The sequence below is a fragment of the Vibrio bathopelagicus genome (assembly GCF_014879975.1).
Taxonomy (GTDB): Bacteria; Pseudomonadota; Gammaproteobacteria; order Enterobacterales; family Vibrionaceae; genus Vibrio; species Vibrio bathopelagicus.
The window spans coordinates 2,997,174-3,017,778 of record NZ_CP062500.1 but is presented as its reverse complement, the minus strand read 5'-3'; the positions used below and the strand labels follow the sequence as shown (position 1 = coordinate 3,017,778).

At 44.9% G+C, this 20,605-nt stretch carries 13 protein-coding genes; 8 read left to right on the top strand and 5 right to left on the bottom strand.

The genetic code is table 11. From position 1 onward, the window contains the following. Positions 1-19 precede the first annotated feature (19 nt). From IHV80_RS13270 to IHV80_RS13235, 8 genes are all read left to right on the top strand, one after another. A complete protein-coding gene (locus IHV80_RS13270) occupies positions 20-2,362 on the top strand; it encodes a patatin-like phospholipase family protein (protein WP_192889354.1) in 2,343 nt (780 codons plus the stop codon). Between the two features lie 274 nt (positions 2,363-2,636). After that, complete coding sequence (gene acnB / locus IHV80_RS13265) at positions 2,637-5,225, top strand: bifunctional aconitate hydratase 2/2-methylisocitrate dehydratase (protein WP_192889353.1); 2,589 nt, start codon at positions 2,637-2,639, stop codon at positions 5,223-5,225. 215 nt (positions 5,226-5,440) lie between these two features. Further along, positions 5,441-5,809: a YacL family protein gene (locus IHV80_RS13260; RefSeq protein ID WP_192889352.1), complete on the top strand. Its 369-nt coding sequence runs from the start codon at positions 5,441-5,443 to the stop codon at positions 5,807-5,809. A gap of 259 nt (positions 5,810-6,068) precedes the next feature. Further along, positions 6,069-6,407, top strand: a complete 339-nt coding sequence (gene glnK, locus IHV80_RS13255; RefSeq protein WP_192889351.1) for a P-II family nitrogen regulator — start codon at positions 6,069-6,071, stop codon at positions 6,405-6,407. Positions 6,408-6,434: 27 nt separating this feature from the next. After that, on the top strand, positions 6,435-7,664 hold the full coding sequence (locus IHV80_RS13250; protein WP_017106910.1) for an ammonium transporter: 1,230 nt from the start codon (positions 6,435-6,437) through the stop codon (positions 7,662-7,664). Positions 7,665-7,959: 295 nt separating this feature from the next. Continuing rightward, on the top strand, positions 7,960-8,973 hold the full coding sequence (locus tag IHV80_RS13245) for a Fe(3+) ABC transporter substrate-binding protein (RefSeq protein WP_192889350.1): 1,014 nt from the start codon (positions 7,960-7,962) through the stop codon (positions 8,971-8,973). A gap of 246 nt (positions 8,974-9,219) precedes the next feature. Continuing rightward, on the top strand, positions 9,220-10,845 hold the full coding sequence (locus tag IHV80_RS13240) for an ABC transporter permease (protein ID WP_017106912.1): 1,626 nt from the start codon (positions 9,220-9,222) through the stop codon (positions 10,843-10,845). Further along, on the top strand, positions 10,845-11,873 hold the full coding sequence (locus tag IHV80_RS13235; RefSeq protein ID WP_192889349.1) for an ABC transporter ATP-binding protein: 1,029 nt from the start codon (positions 10,845-10,847) through the stop codon (positions 11,871-11,873). Before IHV80_RS13240 ends, IHV80_RS13235 begins: the two co-directional genes overlap by 1 nt. A gap of 136 nt (positions 11,874-12,009) precedes the next feature. Here the strand turns inward: IHV80_RS13235 and IHV80_RS13230 are convergent, their stop codons facing one another. The 5 genes from IHV80_RS13230 to IHV80_RS13210 all read right to left on the bottom strand — a co-directional run bounded on the left by IHV80_RS13230 (position 12,010) and on the right by IHV80_RS13210 (position 20,598). Further along, positions 12,010-13,422 carry a phosphoglucomutase/phosphomannomutase family protein gene (locus tag IHV80_RS13230; protein WP_192889348.1) on the bottom strand — a complete coding sequence of 471 codons (1,413 nt, stop codon included), beginning with the start codon at positions 13,420-13,422 and terminating at the stop codon, positions 12,010-12,012. 74 nt (positions 13,423-13,496) lie between these two features. After that, positions 13,497-15,902: a GH36-type glycosyl hydrolase domain-containing protein gene (locus tag IHV80_RS13225; RefSeq protein ID WP_192889347.1), complete on the bottom strand. Its 2,406-nt coding sequence runs from the start codon at positions 15,900-15,902 to the stop codon at positions 13,497-13,499. A gap of 128 nt (positions 15,903-16,030) precedes the next feature. After that, positions 16,031-17,977, bottom strand: a complete 1,947-nt coding sequence (locus IHV80_RS13220; protein ID WP_192889346.1) for a beta-N-acetylhexosaminidase — start codon at positions 17,975-17,977, stop codon at positions 16,031-16,033. 12 nt (positions 17,978-17,989) lie between these two features. Further along, complete coding sequence (locus IHV80_RS13215; RefSeq protein WP_192889345.1) at positions 17,990-18,874, bottom strand: N-acetylglucosamine kinase; 885 nt, start codon at positions 18,872-18,874, stop codon at positions 17,990-17,992. A 2-nt stretch (positions 18,875-18,876) separates the two neighbouring features. Then, positions 18,877-20,598, bottom strand: a complete 1,722-nt coding sequence (locus IHV80_RS13210) for a glycoside hydrolase family 9 protein (protein ID WP_192889344.1) — start codon at positions 20,596-20,598, stop codon at positions 18,877-18,879. Positions 20,599-20,605 lie beyond the last annotated feature (7 nt).

Sequence of the window (20,605 nt, the reverse complement as noted above, 5' to 3'; positions counted from 1 at the left end):
GACAAGGATAGTTTAGATAATGATTTCTCGTTGGTTAGTGAGTGGCTTAGGTATTGTCGGTACAGTGATCAGTTTTCAACTGTTTGCAGCTACTGCGGCACAGGTTGATTCATCAGAACATGTTGAACTTAAAGAAGCTCATAAAAGGCCAACCGTTGCTGTCGTTCTCGCTGGTGGAGGCGCTAAAGGTGCTGCCCACATTGGCGTGCTTAAAGCCTTAGAAGAGATGCAAATTCCGGTTGATTACATTACCGGTACCAGCATGGGGGCTTACGTTGGTGGTCTTTATGCGACCGGGATGAGCGCAGATGAGATCGAGAGCTTTATTTATACGGTTGATTGGAATCGCGGCTATCGCGATCGCGTTAACCGTAGTGATCGCCGAGTGCGAGACAAAGAGTATGAAGACCGTTATCAACTGAATACCGACCTCGGCTTAGGTTGGGGTGAAATCAAAGCCAGAAAAGGAGTGGTTCAAGGCCAGAATATGTTGCGTATTCTGCGCGAGACGACGGGTAATTTATCTCCACTCGATTCTTTCGACAACCTCGCTATTCCATATCGCTCCGTCGCAACTGACATCATCGATCTTGAAGAGGTGGTCATCGACCATGGTCATCTTGTTGATGCGATGATGGCGAGTATGTCGGTACCCGGCGCTCTTCCACCTTATGAGGTTGATGGGCGAATGCTGGTTGATGGTGGTGTCACCAATAACATGCCAGTTGATGTTGCTCGAGCAATGGGAGCCGATATCGTTATTGCTGTAGATATCAGTACTAACTACAAAAGCAAAGAAGACTTCACTAACTTTTTAGCCGCAGCAGACCAACTCTCTAATTACCTTGTTCAACGCAGTACTCAAGAGCAAGCCGCGACGTTAACAGACGATGACTTTTTCCTACGTCCTGATGTTGGGCAAATGGAGACTACAGAGTTCGATAAAATGCCGACGGCTTACCATGCTGGATACGAAGCAACAAGGCAGTATACCGAGCAGCTCTCTAAGCTGTCGCTCTCGAATGCGGACTACCAACACTATATTGATGACAAACAAAAAGCTCGAAAGCAGCTCAAGCATGGTGACAAAACGGTGGTGGATAAGGTCGTTATCAATAATAACACCCACTATTCAGATAAGTTGATTGCCAATCGTTTGAACCTCGATTCAGGTAGAGTCCTTAAAACCAGTGAAATTGAATCTCAGGTTAAAGACTTGTATGCGCTCGATCGTTTTGAACTGGTCACCTATGAATTTGACAATGTAGATGGTGAAGATCAACTGCAGGTTGATGTAAATGAAAAATCATGGGGCCCTAATTACCTCAACTTTCGATTTTATCTTGAAGATGACTTTGCAACCGAGAGCCAATATTCAATCGGTGTCTCTGCCAACTTTACCGATATCAACTCGCATGGTGCAGAGTTAAGAACGAATGTAGAAATGGGCACTGATAAGCTCATTGAGGCTGAGTTGTATTCTCCTTTTTTCTCAAGCCAGAAGTTATTTACATCGGCATCACTTGTTTACAGCAATCAAAAAAGAAACTTACCTGCCAATATTGACGATATCGAAGAGCCCACTCTCGACGTAACTAAAGACTACTTACCAATGACTTACCAAGAGTATATTGGTGAACTGGCGTTAGGTTATCAGCCTACATTGTGGCAAGAATTTAAAGTGGGGGCTCGATACACCGATGGTGATGGTGATGTTGAGGTATCCTCGTTACCGTCTCTGGGTAGCGGTGGATATACACGTGTCGGAGGGTTTATGAGTTATCGATTGGATACCTTAGATAACTTCAGTTTGCCGACCAAAGGTTACTTCGTTGATCTGGAATATCTCATTTCCCACGATGACTTTGATAACAACTCCTCTCTGGCTGATTCCGAGTTTAACTCTGAAAGCGACACGGTTTATGAGATTTCGGCTAATTTCATGGCGGCACAGAGTATTGAAAAGCATACTTTAGTCGCAAAGTTCGATTTTGGCATGGTAGAGAGTAAAAACTCCGTGTTCCCCATCGATCCAAAGGAGCTTGGAGGCTTCTTAAACTTATCGGGAATACCAAGAAATAGTCTTATTGGACAAAACTTAGCATATGGCAGTTTAATCTATCGCTATAAATGGTTTGAAAATGACTTCGGCTTGTTTGAGTCGCCATTTTACATAGGCGCATCTATAGAACATGGCGGCGTTTGGTCGAATAACGATTTGTCATTGGATGAAGCGCCCATGTTTACTGCTGGGTCACTCTTTGCTGGCGTAGATTCACCAATCGGGCCAATCATTTTGGCTTATGGTAAAACAGAAGATAACTACGATTCTGTTTACTTAATCATTGGTACATCTTACTAATAATAATGCGCGGGATAGCTCTTTTTCTGACTAAATAGGCAAAAATCGTAGGACTTTCGTCTTAACTTGCTATGTTGGTCAAAATGATAAGATTTTAATTTATCGTTAAATTTGCTATTCTGTCGCCCACAGTTTGGCCTCTATGACGCCGCTCATCAATACAAATTGAATGACAAAAATGGCAATGGAGAGCCAAGTTTCCAAGGATGTTCGCTTCTTTATTTTACTAATAATTACCAATGTAAAGAAGGAACCGCAATGAGAGGAAAAAGTCGTGCTTGAAGCCTACCGTAAACACGTCGCAGAGCGTGCTGCTGAAGGAGTTGTTCCTAGACCATTAGATGCTGAACAAGTAGCAGGCCTAGTTGAACTTTTAAAGAACCCGCCCCAAGGTGAAGAAGCTGTTGTTCTTGACCTACTAGAAAACCGTATTCCACCAGGTGTAGATGAAGCTGCTTACGTTAAAGCGGGCTTCCTAACGGCTATCACTAAAGGTGAAGTTGAATCTCCACTAGTAAGCAAAGCAAAAGCTGCGGAACTACTTGGCACAATGCAAGGTGGTTACAACATCGAATCTCTAGTTTCTTTACTGGATGATGCAGAGCTTGCTCCTATCGCTGTTAAAGCGCTTTCTCATACTCTACTGATGTTTGACGCATTCTACGACGTAGAAGAAAAAGCAAAATCTGGCAATGCTTCTGCTCAGCAAGTTCTTCAGTCTTGGGCTGATGCTGAGTGGTTTACAGCTAAAGAGAAAGTAGCGGAAAAAATTACCGTTAAAGTATTCAAAGTCACTGGTGAAACGAACACTGATGACCTATCACCAGCGCCTGATGCATGGTCACGTCCTGATATCCCAGTACATGCAAAAGCGATGCTGAAGATGGAACGCGATGGTATTACTCCTGATGAGCAGGGTAACGTTGGTCCAATTACTCAAATTGAAGAAATGCAAAAAGACGGCATTCCACTGGCTTACGTTGGTGATGTTGTTGGTACCGGTTCTTCACGTAAATCAGCGACAAACTCAGTGCTTTGGTTCATGGGCGAAGATATCCCATTCGTACCAAATAAGCGTACTGGCGGTGTTTGTCTTGGTGGTAAAATTGCTCCGATCTTCTACAACACAATGGAAGACTCAGGCGCACTACCAATTGAGCTGAACGTACAAGACATGAACATGGGTGATGTGATTGATATCTATCCTTATGAAGGTGTTGTTCGTAAAGACGGTGCAGATATCTCAAGCTTTGAGTTAGGCAAAGTACTTCTAGATGAAGTACGTGCTGGTGGTCGTATTCCACTGATCATTGGTCGTGGCTTAACAGGCCGTGCTCGTGATGCTCTAGGCCTAGCTGAAACCGATCTGTTTGCTAAGCCGATCGACCCTTCTGCTTCTGATAAAGGCTACACGTTAGCTCAGAAGATGGTAGGTAAAGCGTGTGGCGTTGAAGGTGTGCGTGCGGGTCAGTACTGCGAACCTAAAATGACAACTGTAGGTTCTCAAGATACTACGGGTCCTATGACACGTGATGAGCTTAAAGACCTTGCGTGTCTAGGCTTCTCTGCTGACCTAGTGATGCAGTCTTTCTGTCACACATCGGCATACCCGAAACCAGTTGATGTAAACACTCACCATACGCTACCTGATTTCATCATGAATCGTGCGGGTGTTTCACTTCGTCCGGGTGATGGTGTTATCCACTCATGGCTAAACCGTATGCTTCTGCCTGATACTGTTGGTACAGGTGGTGACTCGCATACTCGTTTCCCTCTAGGTATCTCATTCCCAGCAGGTTCTGGCTTAGTAGCATTTGCTGCAGCAACAGGTGTTATGCCTCTTGATATGCCAGAGTCAATCCTTGTTCGCTTTAAAGGTGAAATGCAGCCAGGTATCACGCTACGTGACCTAGTACATGCGATTCCTCTATACGGCATCAAGCAAGGTCTACTAACAGTAGAGAAAGCAGGTAAGATCAACGAATTCTCTGGTCGCGTACTAGAAATCGAAGGTGTTGAACACCTGTCTGTTGAGCAAGCATTTGAGCTTTCTGATGCATCTGCTGAACGTTCTGCTGCGGGTTGTACCGTTAAGCTGTCTCAAGAGTCGATCGAAGAGTACCTGAACTCGAACGTCGTTATGCTTAAGTGGATGATCGCTGAAGGTTACGGTGATGTTCGTACTATTGAGCGTCGTATTACGGCAATGGAAGAGTGGTTAGCGAACCCTGAGTTGCTTGCTGCTGATTCAGATGCTGAATACGCTCATGTTATCGAGATTGACCTTGCTGACATCGATCAGCCAATCCTATGTGCACCAAACGATCCAGATGATGCTCGTCTTCTTTCTGACGTTCAAGGCACTGAGATTCAAGAAGTGTTCATCGGTTCTTGTATGACCAACATTGGTCACTTCCGTGCTGCAGGTAAGATGCTTGAAGAGTTTAATGGCTCTTTGAATACTCGCCTATGGGTTGCTCCGCCAACTAAGATGGATAAAGACCAACTGACAGAAGAAGGCTACTACGGCATCTTTGGTCGTGCTGGGGTTCGTATTGAAACTCCGGGTTGTTCATTATGCATGGGTAACCAAGCACGTGTTGCTGACGCTTCGACAGTAATGTCGACGTCTACTCGTAACTTCCCGAACCGTTTGGGTAATGGTGCGAACGTTTATCTAGCTTCTGCTGAGCTTTCTGCTGTTGGTGCGATTCTTGGTCGTATCCCAACTAAAGAGGAGTACTTGGCGTACGCAGAGAAGATTAATGCAACCGCTGCCGATACTTACCGTTACTTGAACTTCCATAAAATGGGTCAGTACACGGACAAAGCAGACACAGTTATCTTCCAGGAGCCTGCGTAAGCGGTTAATGGAGTGCGATAAAGTGCAGTAAAGCACTTACTGCTAATACAACGCCTTCTCTTTGTGAGAGGGCGTTTTTGTTTCTGCGTTCTTACGGTTCGTTTGATGCTGAATGAATCAGGCTCGATCTCCAATAGACTTCGCTATATACTCTCGCCTCATTTTTGCCACACCCTCTTTATTGAATCCTCTTTTTATTAGAGCTTTGGAGCCTTATGGAATTCGAATTTACTAGAAACACTCTGATGGGTGAATACTATGTGAAATGCAGCATGGGTCATGAAATTGTTGGCCGCTGGCTTCAAGAAGAGATCGGTAAAGATAAGCAAAAGCTCGACCACGTGATGGCGCTTATTGAGCGTTCACGTTTGGATCTGAATAATGAAGTTACTCTACTAGGCAAAGAGATCAGCCTAGCGATCAATGAAGACGACGTAACCATCCAAGAAAACGTGTTAGGTCATGAGCAAGAGATGGAAGAGGGCAGTGAGTTCGATTTCTATAATTGTGAAAGCCAAGCAAGCTGTGGAATCGATGATTTCGAGCGACTTATCGAACGCTGGATGGACTTTTTAGGCTATTAAGCTCTACCTTTCTACTCGCTAGTTAGCCCCTATTCTTGAGTCATTTAGAGCTTTGAAGGCTTGGTTGCCCAAAACTGGAACAACGACAGTGCAACGCATTAAGATAGTGAAAAGGCCGCACCATATTGGTGCGGCCTTTTTCGTTTTTACGACCTTATTATCTGCATGTTATTTAAAATCAACGACTTAATATTTTGGCACGCTACTTGGATTGTAATAAGAGTATTAACGGATTAAGTGAAGAATTTAAGGAAAGAATATGAAATTAATAAACGCCATAGTTAAACCATTTAAGTTGGATGATGTTCGAGAAGCGCTCTCTGATGTCGGTATTGAAGGTATGACAGTTTCTGAAGTGAAAGGGTTTGGTCGTCAAAAGGGACACACTGAACTATATCGTGGTGCGGAGTACCAAGTTGATTTCCTGCCAAAGATAAAGTTAGAGATTGCAACCCAAGCTGAAAATGTAGATCGAGTTGTTGAAGCGATTAGCCAAGCGGCACACACCGGAAAAATCGGCGATGGCAAAATTTTTGTGTATGACCTAAGCCAAGCCGTACGAATTCGTACCGGTGAAATGGATGCTGAAGCACTTTAAAGAATTACAAGGACTGGAGACTTTAATATGGAACTTACAACAACAGTAACGGAACTACGTTACGCACTAGACACTTTTTTCTTCCTCATTTCAGGTGCGTTGGTAATGTGGATGGCTGCAGGCTTCGCGATGTTAGAAGCTGGCCTCGTTCGTTCAAAGAACACCACAGAAATTTTAACTAAGAACATTTGTTTGTACGCGATTGCTTGTACGACTTTCTTAGTCGTTGGTTACAACATTATGTATGTCGATAACGGCGAAGGTGGCTGGTTACCGTCATTTGGTACTCTGATTGGTACTCAAGGTGAAGGTGCAGACCACTCATTAGAATCAGACTTCTTCTTCCAAGTAGTATTCGTTGCAACAGCAATGTCTGTGGTATCTGGTGCGGTTGCTGAGCGAATGAAACTTTGGTCATTCCTTATCTTTTCTGTCGTGCTAACAGCGTTCATCTACCCAATGGAAGGTTACTGGACTTGGGGCGGTGGTTTCCTATCAGAAGCAGGCTTCAGTGACTTTGCGGGTTCAGGTATCGTACATATGGCTGGTGCTTCAGCAGCGTTAGCTGGTGTGCTTCTACTGGGTGCTCGTAAAGGTAAATATGGTAAGAACGGTGAAATCTACCCGATTCCTGGTTCAAACATGCCACTGGCAACGCTAGGTACATTTATCCTTTGGTTTGGTTGGTTTGGTTTCAACGGCGGTTCTCAACTTATGGTTTCTGACTTTGAGAACGCGACAGCGGTTGGCCAAATTTTCCTTAACACCAACGCAGCAGCAGCAGCAGGTGCGATTGCAGCATTATTAGTATGTAAAACAACTTGGGGTAAAGCAGACTTAACAATGATTCTGAACGGTGCGTTAGCTGGCTTAGTAGCAATCACTGCAGACCCTCTATCTCCATCACCACTATTTTCGGTAGCGATTGGTTCGGTATCTGGTGCGTTGGTTGTATTCAGTATCATTGCCCTAGATAAAGCTAAGATTGATGATCCAGTGGGTGCTATCTCGGTACACGGTGTATGTGGTTTCTTCGGTCTAATGGCTGTGCCACTAAGCAATGCTGATGCAACATTTGGTGCTCAACTACTGGGTGCAGCAGTTATCTTTGCATGGGTATTCGGTGCTAGCCTAGCAGTATGGGCAGTGCTTAAAGCAACAATCGGTATTCGTGTCAGTGAAGATGAAGAACTTGAAGGTATGGACATGCACGATTGTGGTGTTGGTGCTTACCCTGAGTTTGTATCAGTAAAATAATCAACAGTAACTGCTTAATCTGAAATGGTTAGGCAATACAAAGAAAACCCTGCAACGAATCGTTGTGGGGTTTTGTTGTATTTGGGCAGAACATTGTAAGAGAGCTCGTCGTGGTTACAGGAGCTATGTGAAAGCCTTATGACGGACATAATTGCTGAAATGTTTTGTTACAAAACTGGGAGTTTGATTAGTCTTACAAGACTATTTTTTTGTCTCTCATCATTGTAATTACTTTATTGATGAATATAATAACACAACTGATAGACATTATCATTTCGATATAAAGGATTTTACAATGAAGAAACTGCTAACACTTTCAGCTCTAGCGTGTGGTGTAATTGCCCCGACAGCAATGGCTGCGGAAGAAGTAAACGTATACTCTTACCGTCAACCTTTCCTTGTTGAGCCAATGTTCAACGAGTTCACCAAAGAGACTGGCATTAAAGTAAACGTTAAGTTTGCTAAAAAAGGTTTAGCAGAGAAGTTAGCTCAAGAGGGTGAATACAGCCCAGCTGACGTTGTCTTAACTGTAGATATCAGTCGTCTATCTGAACTAACTAAACAAGGTCTAGTTCAATCAGTTGAAAGCGATGTACTTGAAAAGAACATCCCTGCTCAGTACCAAGATACTGCTAACGAGTGGTTTGCTCTAACAACTCGTACACGTAGCGTTTATTCTTCACGTGACCGTGTTGGTCGTCTAGGTGATGAGTTCACTTATGAAGATCTAACTAAGCCTGAATTTAAAGGCAAGATCTGTACTCGTAGCGGTAAGCACCCATACAATGTTTCTCTCGTTTCTTCGATGATTGCTCACAAAGGTGAAGCTGAAACGAAAGAGTGGCTAGAAGGCGTAAAAGCAAACCTAGCACGTAAGCCTCAAGGTAACGACCGCGCACAAGTTAAAGCGATTAAAGAAGGTCTATGTGATGTTGCTCTTGGTAACAGCTACTACCTAGGCAAAATGATTAATGATAAAGAGCAAAAAGCTTGGGCTGACTCTGTTTACATTAACTTCCCTAACCAAGAGACAACGGGTACTCACGTGAACATCTCTGGTATGGCAATGGCTAAATACTCTCCAAACGAAGAGAATGCGGTTAAGCTGATGGAATTCCTATCTGGTAACACTGCACAAAGCATGTACGCAGAAGTGAACTACGAATACCCAGTGAAAGCAGACGTTAAACCTTCTGAGCTTGTTGCTTCATGGGGCGAATTTAAAGCAGATACTATTTCTCTAGATGAAATTGCAAACCACCACGCGGCTGCAATCAAGCTATTAGATGAAGTTAAGTTCGATCTATAATTTATTATTGTAGGCTTCGGCCCGCATAAAATTACAACCTCAAGTAGCTACTTTTTGGCCACTTGGGGTTGTTTGTTTTTGGGAAATCACTTTTTGATACAAAGCTCTCTGTTGATCCCTTGAGTTATGTGCATCTCACCTTGAAGTCATTAGAGTATATGAGTATAAATAACCCCACCATTAAAAGGACATGAGATGTATTTGCAAATGCATATGTATTTCATTAAGCCTCGTTGTAGTTAGGCGATGAAAGAAAAGAATTATTTATGGAACACCAGTAGCGGCATAATCGCTGTACTACTCGTTTTACCAATCTTAGCGATATTCACGACTGCTGTTGGAGAAACCGATGAGCTATTTTCTCATCTGATGTCCACAGTAATGCCCACCTATGCCTACAATACGGTGGTTTTAGTCATAGGAACCATGTTCCTGTCTTTAATTTTTGGTATTCCATCTGCATGGATCATGGCAATGTGCCGTGTCCCTGGAGAGCGTGTTTTACAATGGGCGCTAGTGCTACCATTGGCAATGCCTGGCTATATCGTGGGTTATATCTTTACTGACTGGTTTGACTTTGCAGGCCCTGTTCAAATTCTCTTGCGAGATCTAACGGGATGGGGGCCTGGTGAGTATTGGTTCCCCGATATTAGAACCTTGTCGGGTGCCATTATTGTTCTGTCTCTCGTTCTTTACCCTTATATTTATTTGCTCTGCCGTGCGGCGTTCATGGAGCAAAACGTATCCCTGCTGCAATCCGCTCGCTTATTAAAGTGCTCTCCTTGGGAAAGCTTTCGTCGTATTTCATTACCGCTCGTGCGCCCTTCGATGGCGGTAGGTTTGTCTCTTGTTGCGATGGAAACCATCGGTGACTTTGGTACCGTGAGTTACTTTGCTGTAAACACATTAACGACAGCGGTTTACGATACTTGGTTGGGCTACTCGAGCTTAACGGCCGCAGCAAAAATATCGGCAATTATGCTGGTGATTGTCATCCTGTTGTTGAGTACTGAGCGATACAGCCGTCGTAAGCAGAAATTATTTCAGAATCAATTCAGTAGCCGTGAAGACTTTCGTTATGAGCTAATCGGTTGGAAGAAGTGGTTGGCACTCTTTTGGTGTTGGGGTTTAGTGTGTATTGCGTTCTTATTCCCTCTCGCGCAGTTAATCATATATGCCTACAAATATTTTGCCCAAAGCTGGACACCAGAGTTCAGAGAGTATGCGCTTAATAGCCTTTATGTCTCTGTTGTTGCTGCGATTATTGGTGTGCTCGTTGCGTTGATTGTTAACTTTAATCAACGTGTTAGCCCTGGTAAGAAAAACCTGGCTTACATGAGGTTCGCATCAATGGGCTATGCGGTTCCTGGTACCGTGTTGGCGATAGGTGTCATGGTGCCTGTGCTGTTCATGGACCACTTAGTTAATGACATAGCGAAAGCGATGGAGTGGGGGCGACCTGGTTTGATCTTCTCTGGTTCTATGTTTGCGCTGATATTTGCCATGGTGGTGCGTTTTTCTGCTGTAGCTATCGGTAGTATCGAAAGTAGCTTAAGTAAAGTGTCGCCTTCTTTGGATATGGCATCTAAAACAATGGGTTGTAATACCAACCAGATGTTACGCCGTGTTCATCTCCCTCTGATTAAGCGTGGTGCACTGATTGCAGGCTTATTGGTGTTTATCGAATCAATGAAAGAGTTAAATGCGGCATTGTTGCTGCGTCCTTTTAATTTCGAAACGCTCGCGACTTATGTTTATAACTATGCGTCAGATGAGCACCTTGAATTAGCAGCTATGCCTGCTGTGTTGTTAGTCTTGGTGGGTTTAATTCCGCTGATCATCGTAAACCGTTCCTTGGAGCAGAAACACTAATGAGTTGTGCATTATCAATTAAAGATCTGACTTGTAAGTATGAGTCCCAAACTATTTTGGAATCTCTTTCTTTAGAAGTTGAGCATGGTGAAATTGTTTGTCTGCTTGGTGCCAGTGGTTGTGGTAAGACGACGCTGCTTAAAGCGATTGCCGGCCTGCTTCCATTGAGCAGTGGTGTCATGAGTCTGAATTGCCAAGTTATTGATGACGCTGCGAATTGGTTACCACCAGAGCAGCGTAATATTGGCATGATCTTCCAAGATTACGCTCTGTTTCCACATCTTACTGTCAATCAGAACGTGGCATTTGGTCTACGTGAGATGTCTGAGCAAGATAAGGCTGCGAAAGTTAAAGAGATGCTTGAGCTTGTTCATCTTGATCAATTTGGCGATCGTTATCCTCATCAACTATCTGGTGGACAACAGCAACGTGTCGCGATTGCGCGCTCTTTGGCATATAAGCCAGACCTGCTGCTATTGGATGAACCATTTTCCAACATTGATACTCAAGTACGTCATGAGTTGATTTCTCAGATTCGTAAGATCTTCAAGAAGCAGGGTGTGACGGCTATTTTTGTTACTCACAGTCGTGAAGAGGCGTTTGCCTTTGCTGACAAGATGGCGGTAATGAATCATGGTGTCATCGAACAATACGGCTCGGCGTCAGAATTGTACTTCCACCCATCAAGCAAGTTTGTTGCAGACTTCTTGGGCGGCGGTAGTTATTTAGGTGCACAACGTATTTCTGAACATGAGTTTGAGACAAGCTTAGGTTTGATTGAAGCGAAAGCGCAGACTCAGATCGAAATTGGTGCTGAATGTGCGTTGTTGTTAAGGCCTCAGCATATTGTGGCGAGCCACGATGTTGATAGTAACCTGTCGGTATTGGAACAGCAGTTTATGGGTGACCACTGTCGTTATGTGATTGAAGCTAATGGTCAGAAACTGCTAGCAACGTCTTCTGAAGCGCTTGAGTTCGGTATGCCAGTAACGGTGAAAGTCGATACCAAAGGCGTATTGGCGTTCTAACCAAGCCTAGCGAGAAGCGACAGCGACAAAAAAGCCCAGCACTTTAATCAAGTACTGGGCAAGAGTTCTTCACTTATAGGCGTTAACAAGGCAGTGATTTGTTAAATCCTATACAAAACTGCTGCACTCTATAAGCCTATAGAGAGAGGAAGTCTTTCACTTTTTGAAGAACATGTTCTGCAGTGTCTTTATCTTCCATTTCTGCGAAGATTCTTAGTAACGGCTCTGTTCCTGAGAAGCGAGCAATGACCCAGCCGCCATTCTTGAAGTACACCTTAGCGCCATCTTCATAGCTGACTTTTTCAATTTCGTATTCAAATTCAGGCAGTTGTTTCTCTACGTAGATCTTGGTGTAGAGCGCTTCTTTCTCTGAAGGTTTGAATTTGCAATCCCCTTCTGCCGTATACGCATAACCATACTTAGAGTAGATTTCATCAAGTAGCTCAGAGAGTTTCTTACCTGTCACACTGATCATCTCAACCAGTAAGCTCGATGCGAACACGCCATCTTTACCTTTTATGTGGCCACGAATGGTTAAACCACCCGAACTTTCGCCACCAATCAGTGAGTCGTCGGCTTCCATTTGAGAACTGATATGTTTGAAGCCTACAGGAACCTCAAAGCTCTTTTCACCATGATCCGCAGCGACTTTATCCAGTAGATGTGTGGTCGCGATATTACGAACGACAGAGCCTTTCCAGCCTTTGTATTCCAGTAGGTAGTAGTAAAGCAGTAGTAGCACTTCGTTAGGGTGAATGAAGTGACCTTTCTCATCGATGATACCCAAGCGGTCGGCATCGCCATCGGTACCAATACCAATGTCGTAACCTTCAGCCGCCACCAAGTGCTTCAAGCGATACAGCGTTGCTGCACTTGGAGAAGGCATCAATCCGCCAAAGTCTGGGTTTTTACCATCGTTGATTACATCAACATCACAGCGAGCGCTGATTAACACGGTTTGCAGTGCGTTTTTCGCTACACCAAACATGGGATCGATCAGGACTCGTAGGTTGGCTTGTTTAATCGATTCGATATCAATCGCGTTGATGATCGAGTCAACAAAGGCGTTCATCGGATTGATGATTTCAATTTCTTTGTCGTTCAATGCTTGTTCAAAATCGACTCTGACGACATCTTCACTGGTTAAAGTCGAAATTTGTTGTTCGATCTTTTCTGTGATGATCTCATCAGCATCACGGCCACCTTCAATGAAGATCTTTATGCCGTTATAGTCCGCTGGGTTGTGAGAAGCGGTAATACACGCAGAGTAAATACATCCCATCTCTTTCGCTTGGAACATTACGATAGGAGTCGGAACGAACTTGTCGATAAAGCTCACTTTGATGTTGTTGGCTGCCAATACTTCAGCAAACCAGCACGCGGCTTTATCTGAAAGGAAGCGGCGGTCGTAACCGATAACGAAGCCGTTTTTCGCTGCATCTTCATTATTGATGATGTTAGAGAGCGCTTGTGCCACTAAGCGGACGTTTTCTCTGGTAAATTCTTCACCAATGAAAGCGCGCCAGCCGCCAGTACCAAATTTAATCATTAGAAAATCCTTTTAGTCTCACTACCTCAAGCCAGTAAAGACTTGAGATAGGAGCTGTTCATCAAATTGAGTGATTAGCCGAGTACAACGATAACTTCGTTCACGCTGCCTTCTGCTTGTACTGGGATTGCACCTTCAATCTGCTCACCGTTAATCGTGATAGAGGCAACGCCCTTACTTACTGCATTCGGGTTTTGAACTGTGATGTTGTAAGTCGCACCACGCCATTGACGAGTCACCTCGAATTCTGGCCAATCAGTTGGGATACAAGGATCTACGGTTAAACCTTCAAAGCCTGTGCGAACACCAAGAATGAAGTTGGTTACCGCAAAGTAAGCCCAACCCGACGTACCGGTTAACCAAGGGTGGTTTGCACGGCCGTGGTCTTGGTGGTCTTTACCCATGATGAACTGCACGTACGAGTAAGGTTCTGCGTAGCGTGTTTCAATTATGTCGTTTTGGTTGTATGGGTTTAGTGCGTCGTAGAATTTCATCGCACGGTCACCACGACCTAGCTTCGCTTCGGCTACCCAAGCCCATGGGTTTGGGTGAGAGAAGATAGCGCCGTTCTCTTTAACGCCTTGGTAAACGCGAGTCACAAAGCCGATATCGTCGTTGGGTGTTGCGAACGATGGAGAGTTTAGGTGTAAGCCGTATTCAGAGAATAAGTTCTCATCAACAGCGTCCATCGCTTTTTCGCCACGCTCTTGAGATACCGCGCCAGATAGAACCGCTAGCGTGTTTGACTCAAGATGCACTCGACCTTCAGTTTGTTGAGCTGTTCCGATCTTGTCGCCATTTTTAGTCAGACCACGGATGTACCAGCCACCCTCATCATCCCAAAGGTGCGTTTCACAAGCTTCGCGAACGTTAGCCGCCATTTCTGTGTATTTAGCAACGTCAGCATCGTTATTTCGGAACTTAGCCAGGTCTAAAAATTCTTGTAGAGCCCAGAAGTGTAGGAATGAAACCATTGAAGATTCACCACCACCTAGGTTCAAACAGTCATTCCAGTCTGCGCGAAGACCCTTACAGATACCCGTTTGACCAACGTATTCTGCTGAGAAGTTCAGTGCGGCTTTCATGTGTTCGTAAACCGTTGCTTCGCCACCATCTGCGTATGGAGTCACTTCGTCAAAGAAATCGTGTTCACCGGTTTCCATCACGTACTTGATGATGGTTGGTACGATCCATAAGTGATCATCAGAACAGGTATCGTCAATGCCGTGGATCTTGTCGTCATCTGACGGTGTTGGAACCACTGTTGGCGATTTTGAAGGCTCAACGTCGGCTTTCTCTGGATCGAACCAGTCTGGATCGAACAAATGTAGTCCGTAGCCCGCTTTCACTTGGCCACGAAGCAGATCGATAATACGTTTCTTGGTCATTTGTGGGTTGGCATGAGGTACTGAGATCGCGTCTTGCGCCGTATCACGGTAACCAAGGCCAGTACGACCACCCACTTCAATGAAGGATGCAAAGCGCGACCAAACCACACAGGTTTCCGCTTGGTAAAGCGTCCACGTGTTGATCATGGTGTCTAAGCCTTCGTTTGGAGACTTAACTTGGAACTTGTTGCAGCGTTCGTCCCAGTGATCTTTGATGCCTTGGAAAGCGGCATCTACGTTTGCTGTGTCTTGGTACTTCTCACGTAGGCGTTCACCGTTGCCTTTGCCGATACCTAGTACGTACGCAAAGCGAACCTCTTCACCCGGTTGAATGGTAAATTGCTTATGCAGAGAACCACAGTGGTTGTAACAAGTTTGCGCGCTGTTAGAACACTTGCCATTTTCAACCGCGATTGGGTTTGCTTCGTCTCGGTACATGCCAAGGAAGTTGTCACGTTGTCCGTCGTAGCTGTCTGGCGAGAAGGTTGACGCTAGGTAGTAGAAGCCTTCAAAGTCGTTAGTGTTGTAGTAAAGGTCGTATTCCAGAACACCTTCTTGGTAAGAGGTGCCCGCAGAGTACAAAGACATCTGATGGTTCTGGTTATCTGATTGAATGTGACTGAAAGAGAACTCAACAAATGAGAAAGTGCTGATGGTTCTTGGCTTATCAGTGTTGTTCTTTAGCACAACGTCCCAAACTTCTGCATCTTCGCCCTTAGGAACGAATAGCGTTTTGGTTGCTGTAATGCCGCTGTATTCACATTTGAACTTTGAATATGACAGGCCATGACGAACCTCGTAGTTCGCTTCATCTAGGCTTTTTGCCACTGGCTGCCAAGAGATAGACCAGTAATCACCCGTCTCATCATCACGCAGGTAAACATAGTGTCCTGGACGGTCGAATGTACCGTTTGGACGGAATTTAGTAACACGGTTGTATTCCGGAGAATTGTAGAACGAGTAACCGCCCGCATTGTGCGAAATCACGGTACAAAATTTTTCAGTACCTAGGTAGTTTGTCCAAGGTGCTGGTACATCAGGGCGAGTGATGACGTATTCGCGATTGTCGTTATCGAAATAGCCGTATTTCATTGTCATTTCCTTTTTAACAAACTGCATCTATGCAGCTAATTTTTAAATAGTGATGCTGAGTATTATCTAACTGAGCACCTTAATTTGAGTTAGCAACTACTCGAAGTGAGTGGCGCTTTAGTTTTGTTTTATTGAGCTTTCCAAGGGTTACGATAGTCAACATCGAGTCTGTCGAGTAATGGCAGGTGACCCTTTAGGCGAGATAAGTAATCTAGCCAGTTTCGGTTGTTTTTATGTGTCCAACATCCTTCAGCTAAAGCGCTAATTCTTGGGAATACCATGTAATCCATGCGCTTTTGATTGGTGACGATCTCACACCATAGAGCACACTGAATTCCGCGGATCCGCTTACGAATTGGGTCGGTGTCGGATATCTCAGCAAGCGCTTCGTAGGTATAAGCTTGTTCTAATGGGATAACAGCAGCCCAATCTACGCCCGGCTCTTCCGGTGCATAATCTTGGGTCATGTCGAGATAGGTAAACTGTGCAGGTTGCAGCACCACATCAAAACCTTGGCGAGCACAATTCACAGCGGCTTCTTCACTGAGCCACGAGTAGATGATGGTTTCTTTGCTGACCTTGTCGCCGTGTTGCGCTTCTTCCCAGCCCACCATGCGCTTGCCAAGTTGTTTGAGTTTGTTCTCGGCATAACGGAATAGGTGGCCTTGTAAATCTTTGCTGTCTTGATATTGGTGTTCTTTCATCAGAGCTTGAGCGGCAGGGCTGTTGCTCCACACACCTGGTGGTACTTCATCTGCGCCCATGTGGATCAATTCGCTAGGGAAAAGCTCTGCCACTTCTTCAATAACGGCATCTAGGAATTGGTAAGTACCCGGTAAACCTGGATTTAGCACGTTGTCGTTGTAGTGTTGAATACTCTTGTATTGTGTGGTGTCTGCTTGCTCTACCAGCATGTCAGGCAGTGATTTTATTGCGGCGCGGCAGTGTCCTGGGATATCGATTTCAGGAATAACCGTGATACTGCGCTGCTCAGCATACTCAATCACTTCACGAATTTGTTGTTGCGTGTAGAAGCCACCATAGTTCTCAGCAAGGTGAGTATATTGCGGCTCCAACGCATGATCAGGGCCGCGGCAAGCGCCGATTTCAGTCAGCTGAGGCAGGCTTTTAATCTCAATTCTCCAACCTTCATCGTCAGTTAGATGCCAATGAAATACGTTGAATTTGTAGTGCGCCAGTTGATTGATTAAACGCTTAACTTGCTCTACCGAGTGGAAGTGACGAGCGCAGTCCAACATCATGCCTCGGTATTTGAAGCGAGGTTGATCGGCGATTTTGCAACATGGAACAGAGAGGCACTCTGCATCCAGTTGTTGAACCAATTGAATCAAGCTTGCCACTGCGTGTGTGAAGCCAGATTGGCTACCTGATTCAACCATTATCTGCTGTGCTGCGATGGTGATCTTGTACTCGGCTTCGTCTAAAGTCGGATTGCTGCGAAACAGAATGTCGCCGCTTTCGTCTTTTGAAAGTTCAGTTGAAAGCTCATTCGAAAGAGACATTTCAAAGGTAGAGAGCAATTCTTGTTGCAGCCAATATGCTGCTTTATTGGCAAGGTGAGATTGAACCTCAATCTTACATTCGCTGCTTAGCTTGAAGCTACCTTGCTGAATTTCGATTTGATTTGGTTGAGGAATCAATGCAATCTCAGCAGCGTTCACTTCAGGTATCTGATTGCGTTCACGGTATGGTGAAGCCAGAACAATTGGTGATATTGCGACAGGCAGTACCGATGTTTCACCTTGGTGATGCGTTTGGATAAAAGCATCATTTAGGCCGTCAGAATAGAAACGGAATGGGGCGCTTTGAATGCTGAATTCAAGGTAGTAATGGTTGTTCGCCTTTAACACTGACGAATTTGGTTTGAACGAACAAAAGCTTCCTACTTGCGTCAGTTCACCTTGCGATAAGCTCTCAGGAAGGATGAATCGGTCAAAGGCAAAGTGCAGTGACCAATCTTGTACGTCGAGGTCACTTAAGTTATGTACCGTAAGGCCGAATCGGCAGTTGTTTTTTTGTTCAGAAAGAACAGCTAAGTCGATGCGATAATTCATATAACTTCCCTGCTAAGCCTGTTGATACAAGTTGTGTTGTGATTTCCCGGCAAACATCAATGCGCCTTCGATAGCGTCAAATTGAGGTTTAACGATCCATTGCTGTACTGGTGGTGATAGCCAGTTGAGAATGCGTTCAGCGATACTTCCCATTAAGCACACCTTGTCAGCGCCTTTTCGATGCAGCGCTAACACAAACATTTCGATATCGGCTGCAGTCTGCTTAAGCATCTCGATAGCAAGTTCATCTCCTTCATTAGCCAATTGAAAAATGACTGGAGAAAATTGACCGTAATCTTTTGGAATCGCGCCTTTCGACCACGCCACGATCGCATCAACATCGTTGTTGAAATGATTCATAACGTGTTGAGTCAGCGGAGTTTTGTTGCGAATGCCATCTTCAGCGAGTAGAACTTGCTGAATTAAACGAAGGCCCATCACTGCGCTGCCACCTTGGTCTGAAATTGGGAATTCACGACCGCCAACAACATGTTGTTCGCCGTTGTTTAAGTAGATGCCACATGAACCTGTGCCACCGATCATGATTGCACCGTCTTGTCCATTGTGAGCACCAATGCAAGCGCCGTAAGCGTCGGTATTGAGAGTCATGCTTGCGAAAGGGTGTGCTTGTGCCATGAAGTCGAACCATGCTGATTTTTGCTCTGCGCCAGCCAGTGCTAATCCAACATGCATATTAGAAAAGTCGTCAGAGTCTAGTTGGCTTTGTTGTGCGGCTTTGGTGATGGCATCAACAATCGAATTCATCGCAACATCAACGCCCAACAGGATGTTGGCACTGCCGCTCTTAGCTTCACCAATCAGTTTGCCTTGGTCATCACGAATGCGAGCTCGGCAGGAGGTGCCACCACCATCAATACCTATGTAGTAAAGAGTCATGATTATTGCTCCTTACACTGTGCTAAATGATTAAATTGTGCTGCTGTTGCCAGTAAGTACCACGCGCCATGAGGGATCCATTGTTCGCCCCAGCGCCAGTTTTGTAGCATGTCGTCTTTTTGAGCTGGTGGCTTGAATGCGATGTCTTGTTCATCGTCAAAGCCAGCCGTGATGCCGTTGCAAATACCGCCTTTCGCATTAAAGAAGCCAAGCTGTGGTAGGTAGTCTGGGTTGTTATGGCCATGACCATCGAGCATACACATGTGGTAAGGGTTCAATCCTAAAATCCAATCAAGGCTGTTTTGTGAAAGCTGGATTAAGCGCTTTTGAAGATCTGTATCTTGAATATGTGGTTGAACTAAGTAAGCCATGGTCGCAATTGAGCCAAGACGCGCGTTTTCACCTTGCCACCAGTAGCCTGTTTCGTTTTGTTGAGCGACAAAGAAGGCATCGCGTTTATCGCCATCGACAGACTTAACGTATTGTCTTGGATAGCCAAATGGGTTGATGACTTTGTCTGTAATATTGATTTCGAACTGACATGCTTTTTCAACAACTGTGCGAGCTTGTTCTTTCAGAACTGCATCAGTTTCATTGTCGATATACTCGCACAGAGCAATCACTGGAAGGCCTGCTTCAGCTGCATGGAAATAAGGGCGAGAGCCATCAGAGTTTGCCGACCAGAAATGCGTAAATGAATCATCGGATTGCTGACGAGCGATTAAGCGACTAGCCCAAGTTCTTGCTTCTGATAGATATTGAGAATCTTGTGTAACTCGGTACAACTCATTGGCAGCGAGTAGGGCACAATACTCATCGATGATGTTTTCTTCGCCATCGTTTAGATACTGGAGGTTATGCTCTTTTAGGTGCCAGTAACCGTTGGCGGCAGTTTCAAGGTAAGTTTGACTAGAATAGCTGCCCGAGGTTTCAAGCTCTGATGCAGCAGCTAATGCGGCGATAGCAACGCCCGCCCCTTGTCGGTAGCCCGCTTGTAAGTCCGTTGATTTATGGCCTTCTTGAGTGGCATAAGCGCAGATGTCGCGCTGATTGATATCTTTGCTCCACTTGTCGAATACCGTCATATAGAAGTATCCAGCAGCGTCTTGCATGCGTACTAAGAAGTCTGCACCGAATAGAGCTTCTTCAATCAGACGAGTCATGGAGAATTTCGGGAAGTCTGAGTTATTGCTGGTCAAGCGCACGCTTTTGAGCATGTTCCAAACAACCATCGGAATCTGTTGAGGGTTGAGGTAGTTACCATAAGACAGGTGACTAAAATACTTGCTTACATCGCCTGATGCGTCGTACCAACCGCCATGGACATCGACGTATCTGTCAGTGCCTAGAATTTGTGCTTGTCGATCTTTTTTGTCGAAAGTGCCGCCGCAACGTTGAGACTTGAAGTAATGAAGCACATCAGAAAACGTGTGGTTCATTAATAGGTTGCTACCAATCTCAAAGACTTCTGAACGTAGATTGTCAAAGCGTAGGTAGTAGCGACCAGGTTCAGTGAATGAACTGAAATCGATTGTGAAGAATTGTCCTTGATGCCAGTTTGCTACGCGGCCTTGCTTTACAACATCGAAGTTGCCCACGGTAATATGGTTGTCGGCACACACTAATAGTGCAGTCGTACTTGATAAGCGAACTTTCTTAGTTTGTAAGATAGCTTGCTTTGGAGCCGTGGATTCGTAGCCAATATGGTTGGTCAATAACAGCATCAATGTT

Bases quoted from the DNA above. Each gene is read 5' to 3' on its own strand.
- IHV80_RS13270 (WP_192889354.1), top strand. From the start codon at position 20: ATGATTTCTCGTTGGTTAGTGAGTGGCTTAGGTATTGTCGGTACAGTG.
- IHV80_RS13260 (WP_192889352.1), top strand. From the start codon at position 5,441: ATGGAATTCGAATTTACTAGAAACACTCTGATGGGTGAATACTATGTG.
- glnK (WP_192889351.1), top strand. From the start codon at position 6,069: ATGAAATTAATAAACGCCATAGTTAAACCATTTAAGTTGGATGATGTT.
- IHV80_RS13250 (WP_017106910.1), top strand. From the start codon at position 6,435: ATGGAACTTACAACAACAGTAACGGAACTACGTTACGCACTAGACACT.
- IHV80_RS13245 (WP_192889350.1), top strand. From the start codon at position 7,960: ATGAAGAAACTGCTAACACTTTCAGCTCTAGCGTGTGGTGTAATTGCC.
- IHV80_RS13240 (WP_017106912.1), top strand. From the start codon at position 9,220: ATGAAAGAAAAGAATTATTTATGGAACACCAGTAGCGGCATAATCGCT.
- IHV80_RS13235 (WP_192889349.1), top strand. From the start codon at position 10,845: ATGAGTTGTGCATTATCAATTAAAGATCTGACTTGTAAGTATGAGTCC.
- IHV80_RS13230 (WP_192889348.1), bottom strand. From the start codon at position 13,422: ATGATTAAATTTGGTACTGGCGGCTGGCGCGCTTTCATTGGTGAAGAA.
- IHV80_RS13225 (WP_192889347.1), bottom strand. From the start codon at position 15,902: ATGAAATACGGCTATTTCGATAACGACAATCGCGAATACGTCATCACT.
- IHV80_RS13220 (WP_192889346.1), bottom strand. From the start codon at position 17,977: ATGAATTATCGCATCGACTTAGCTGTTCTTTCTGAACAAAAAAACAAC.
- IHV80_RS13215 (WP_192889345.1), bottom strand. From the start codon at position 18,874: ATGACTCTTTACTACATAGGTATTGATGGTGGTGGCACCTCCTGCCGA.
- IHV80_RS13210 (WP_192889344.1), bottom strand. From the start codon at position 20,598: ATGCTGTTATTGACCAACCATATTGGCTACGAATCCACGGCTCCAAAG.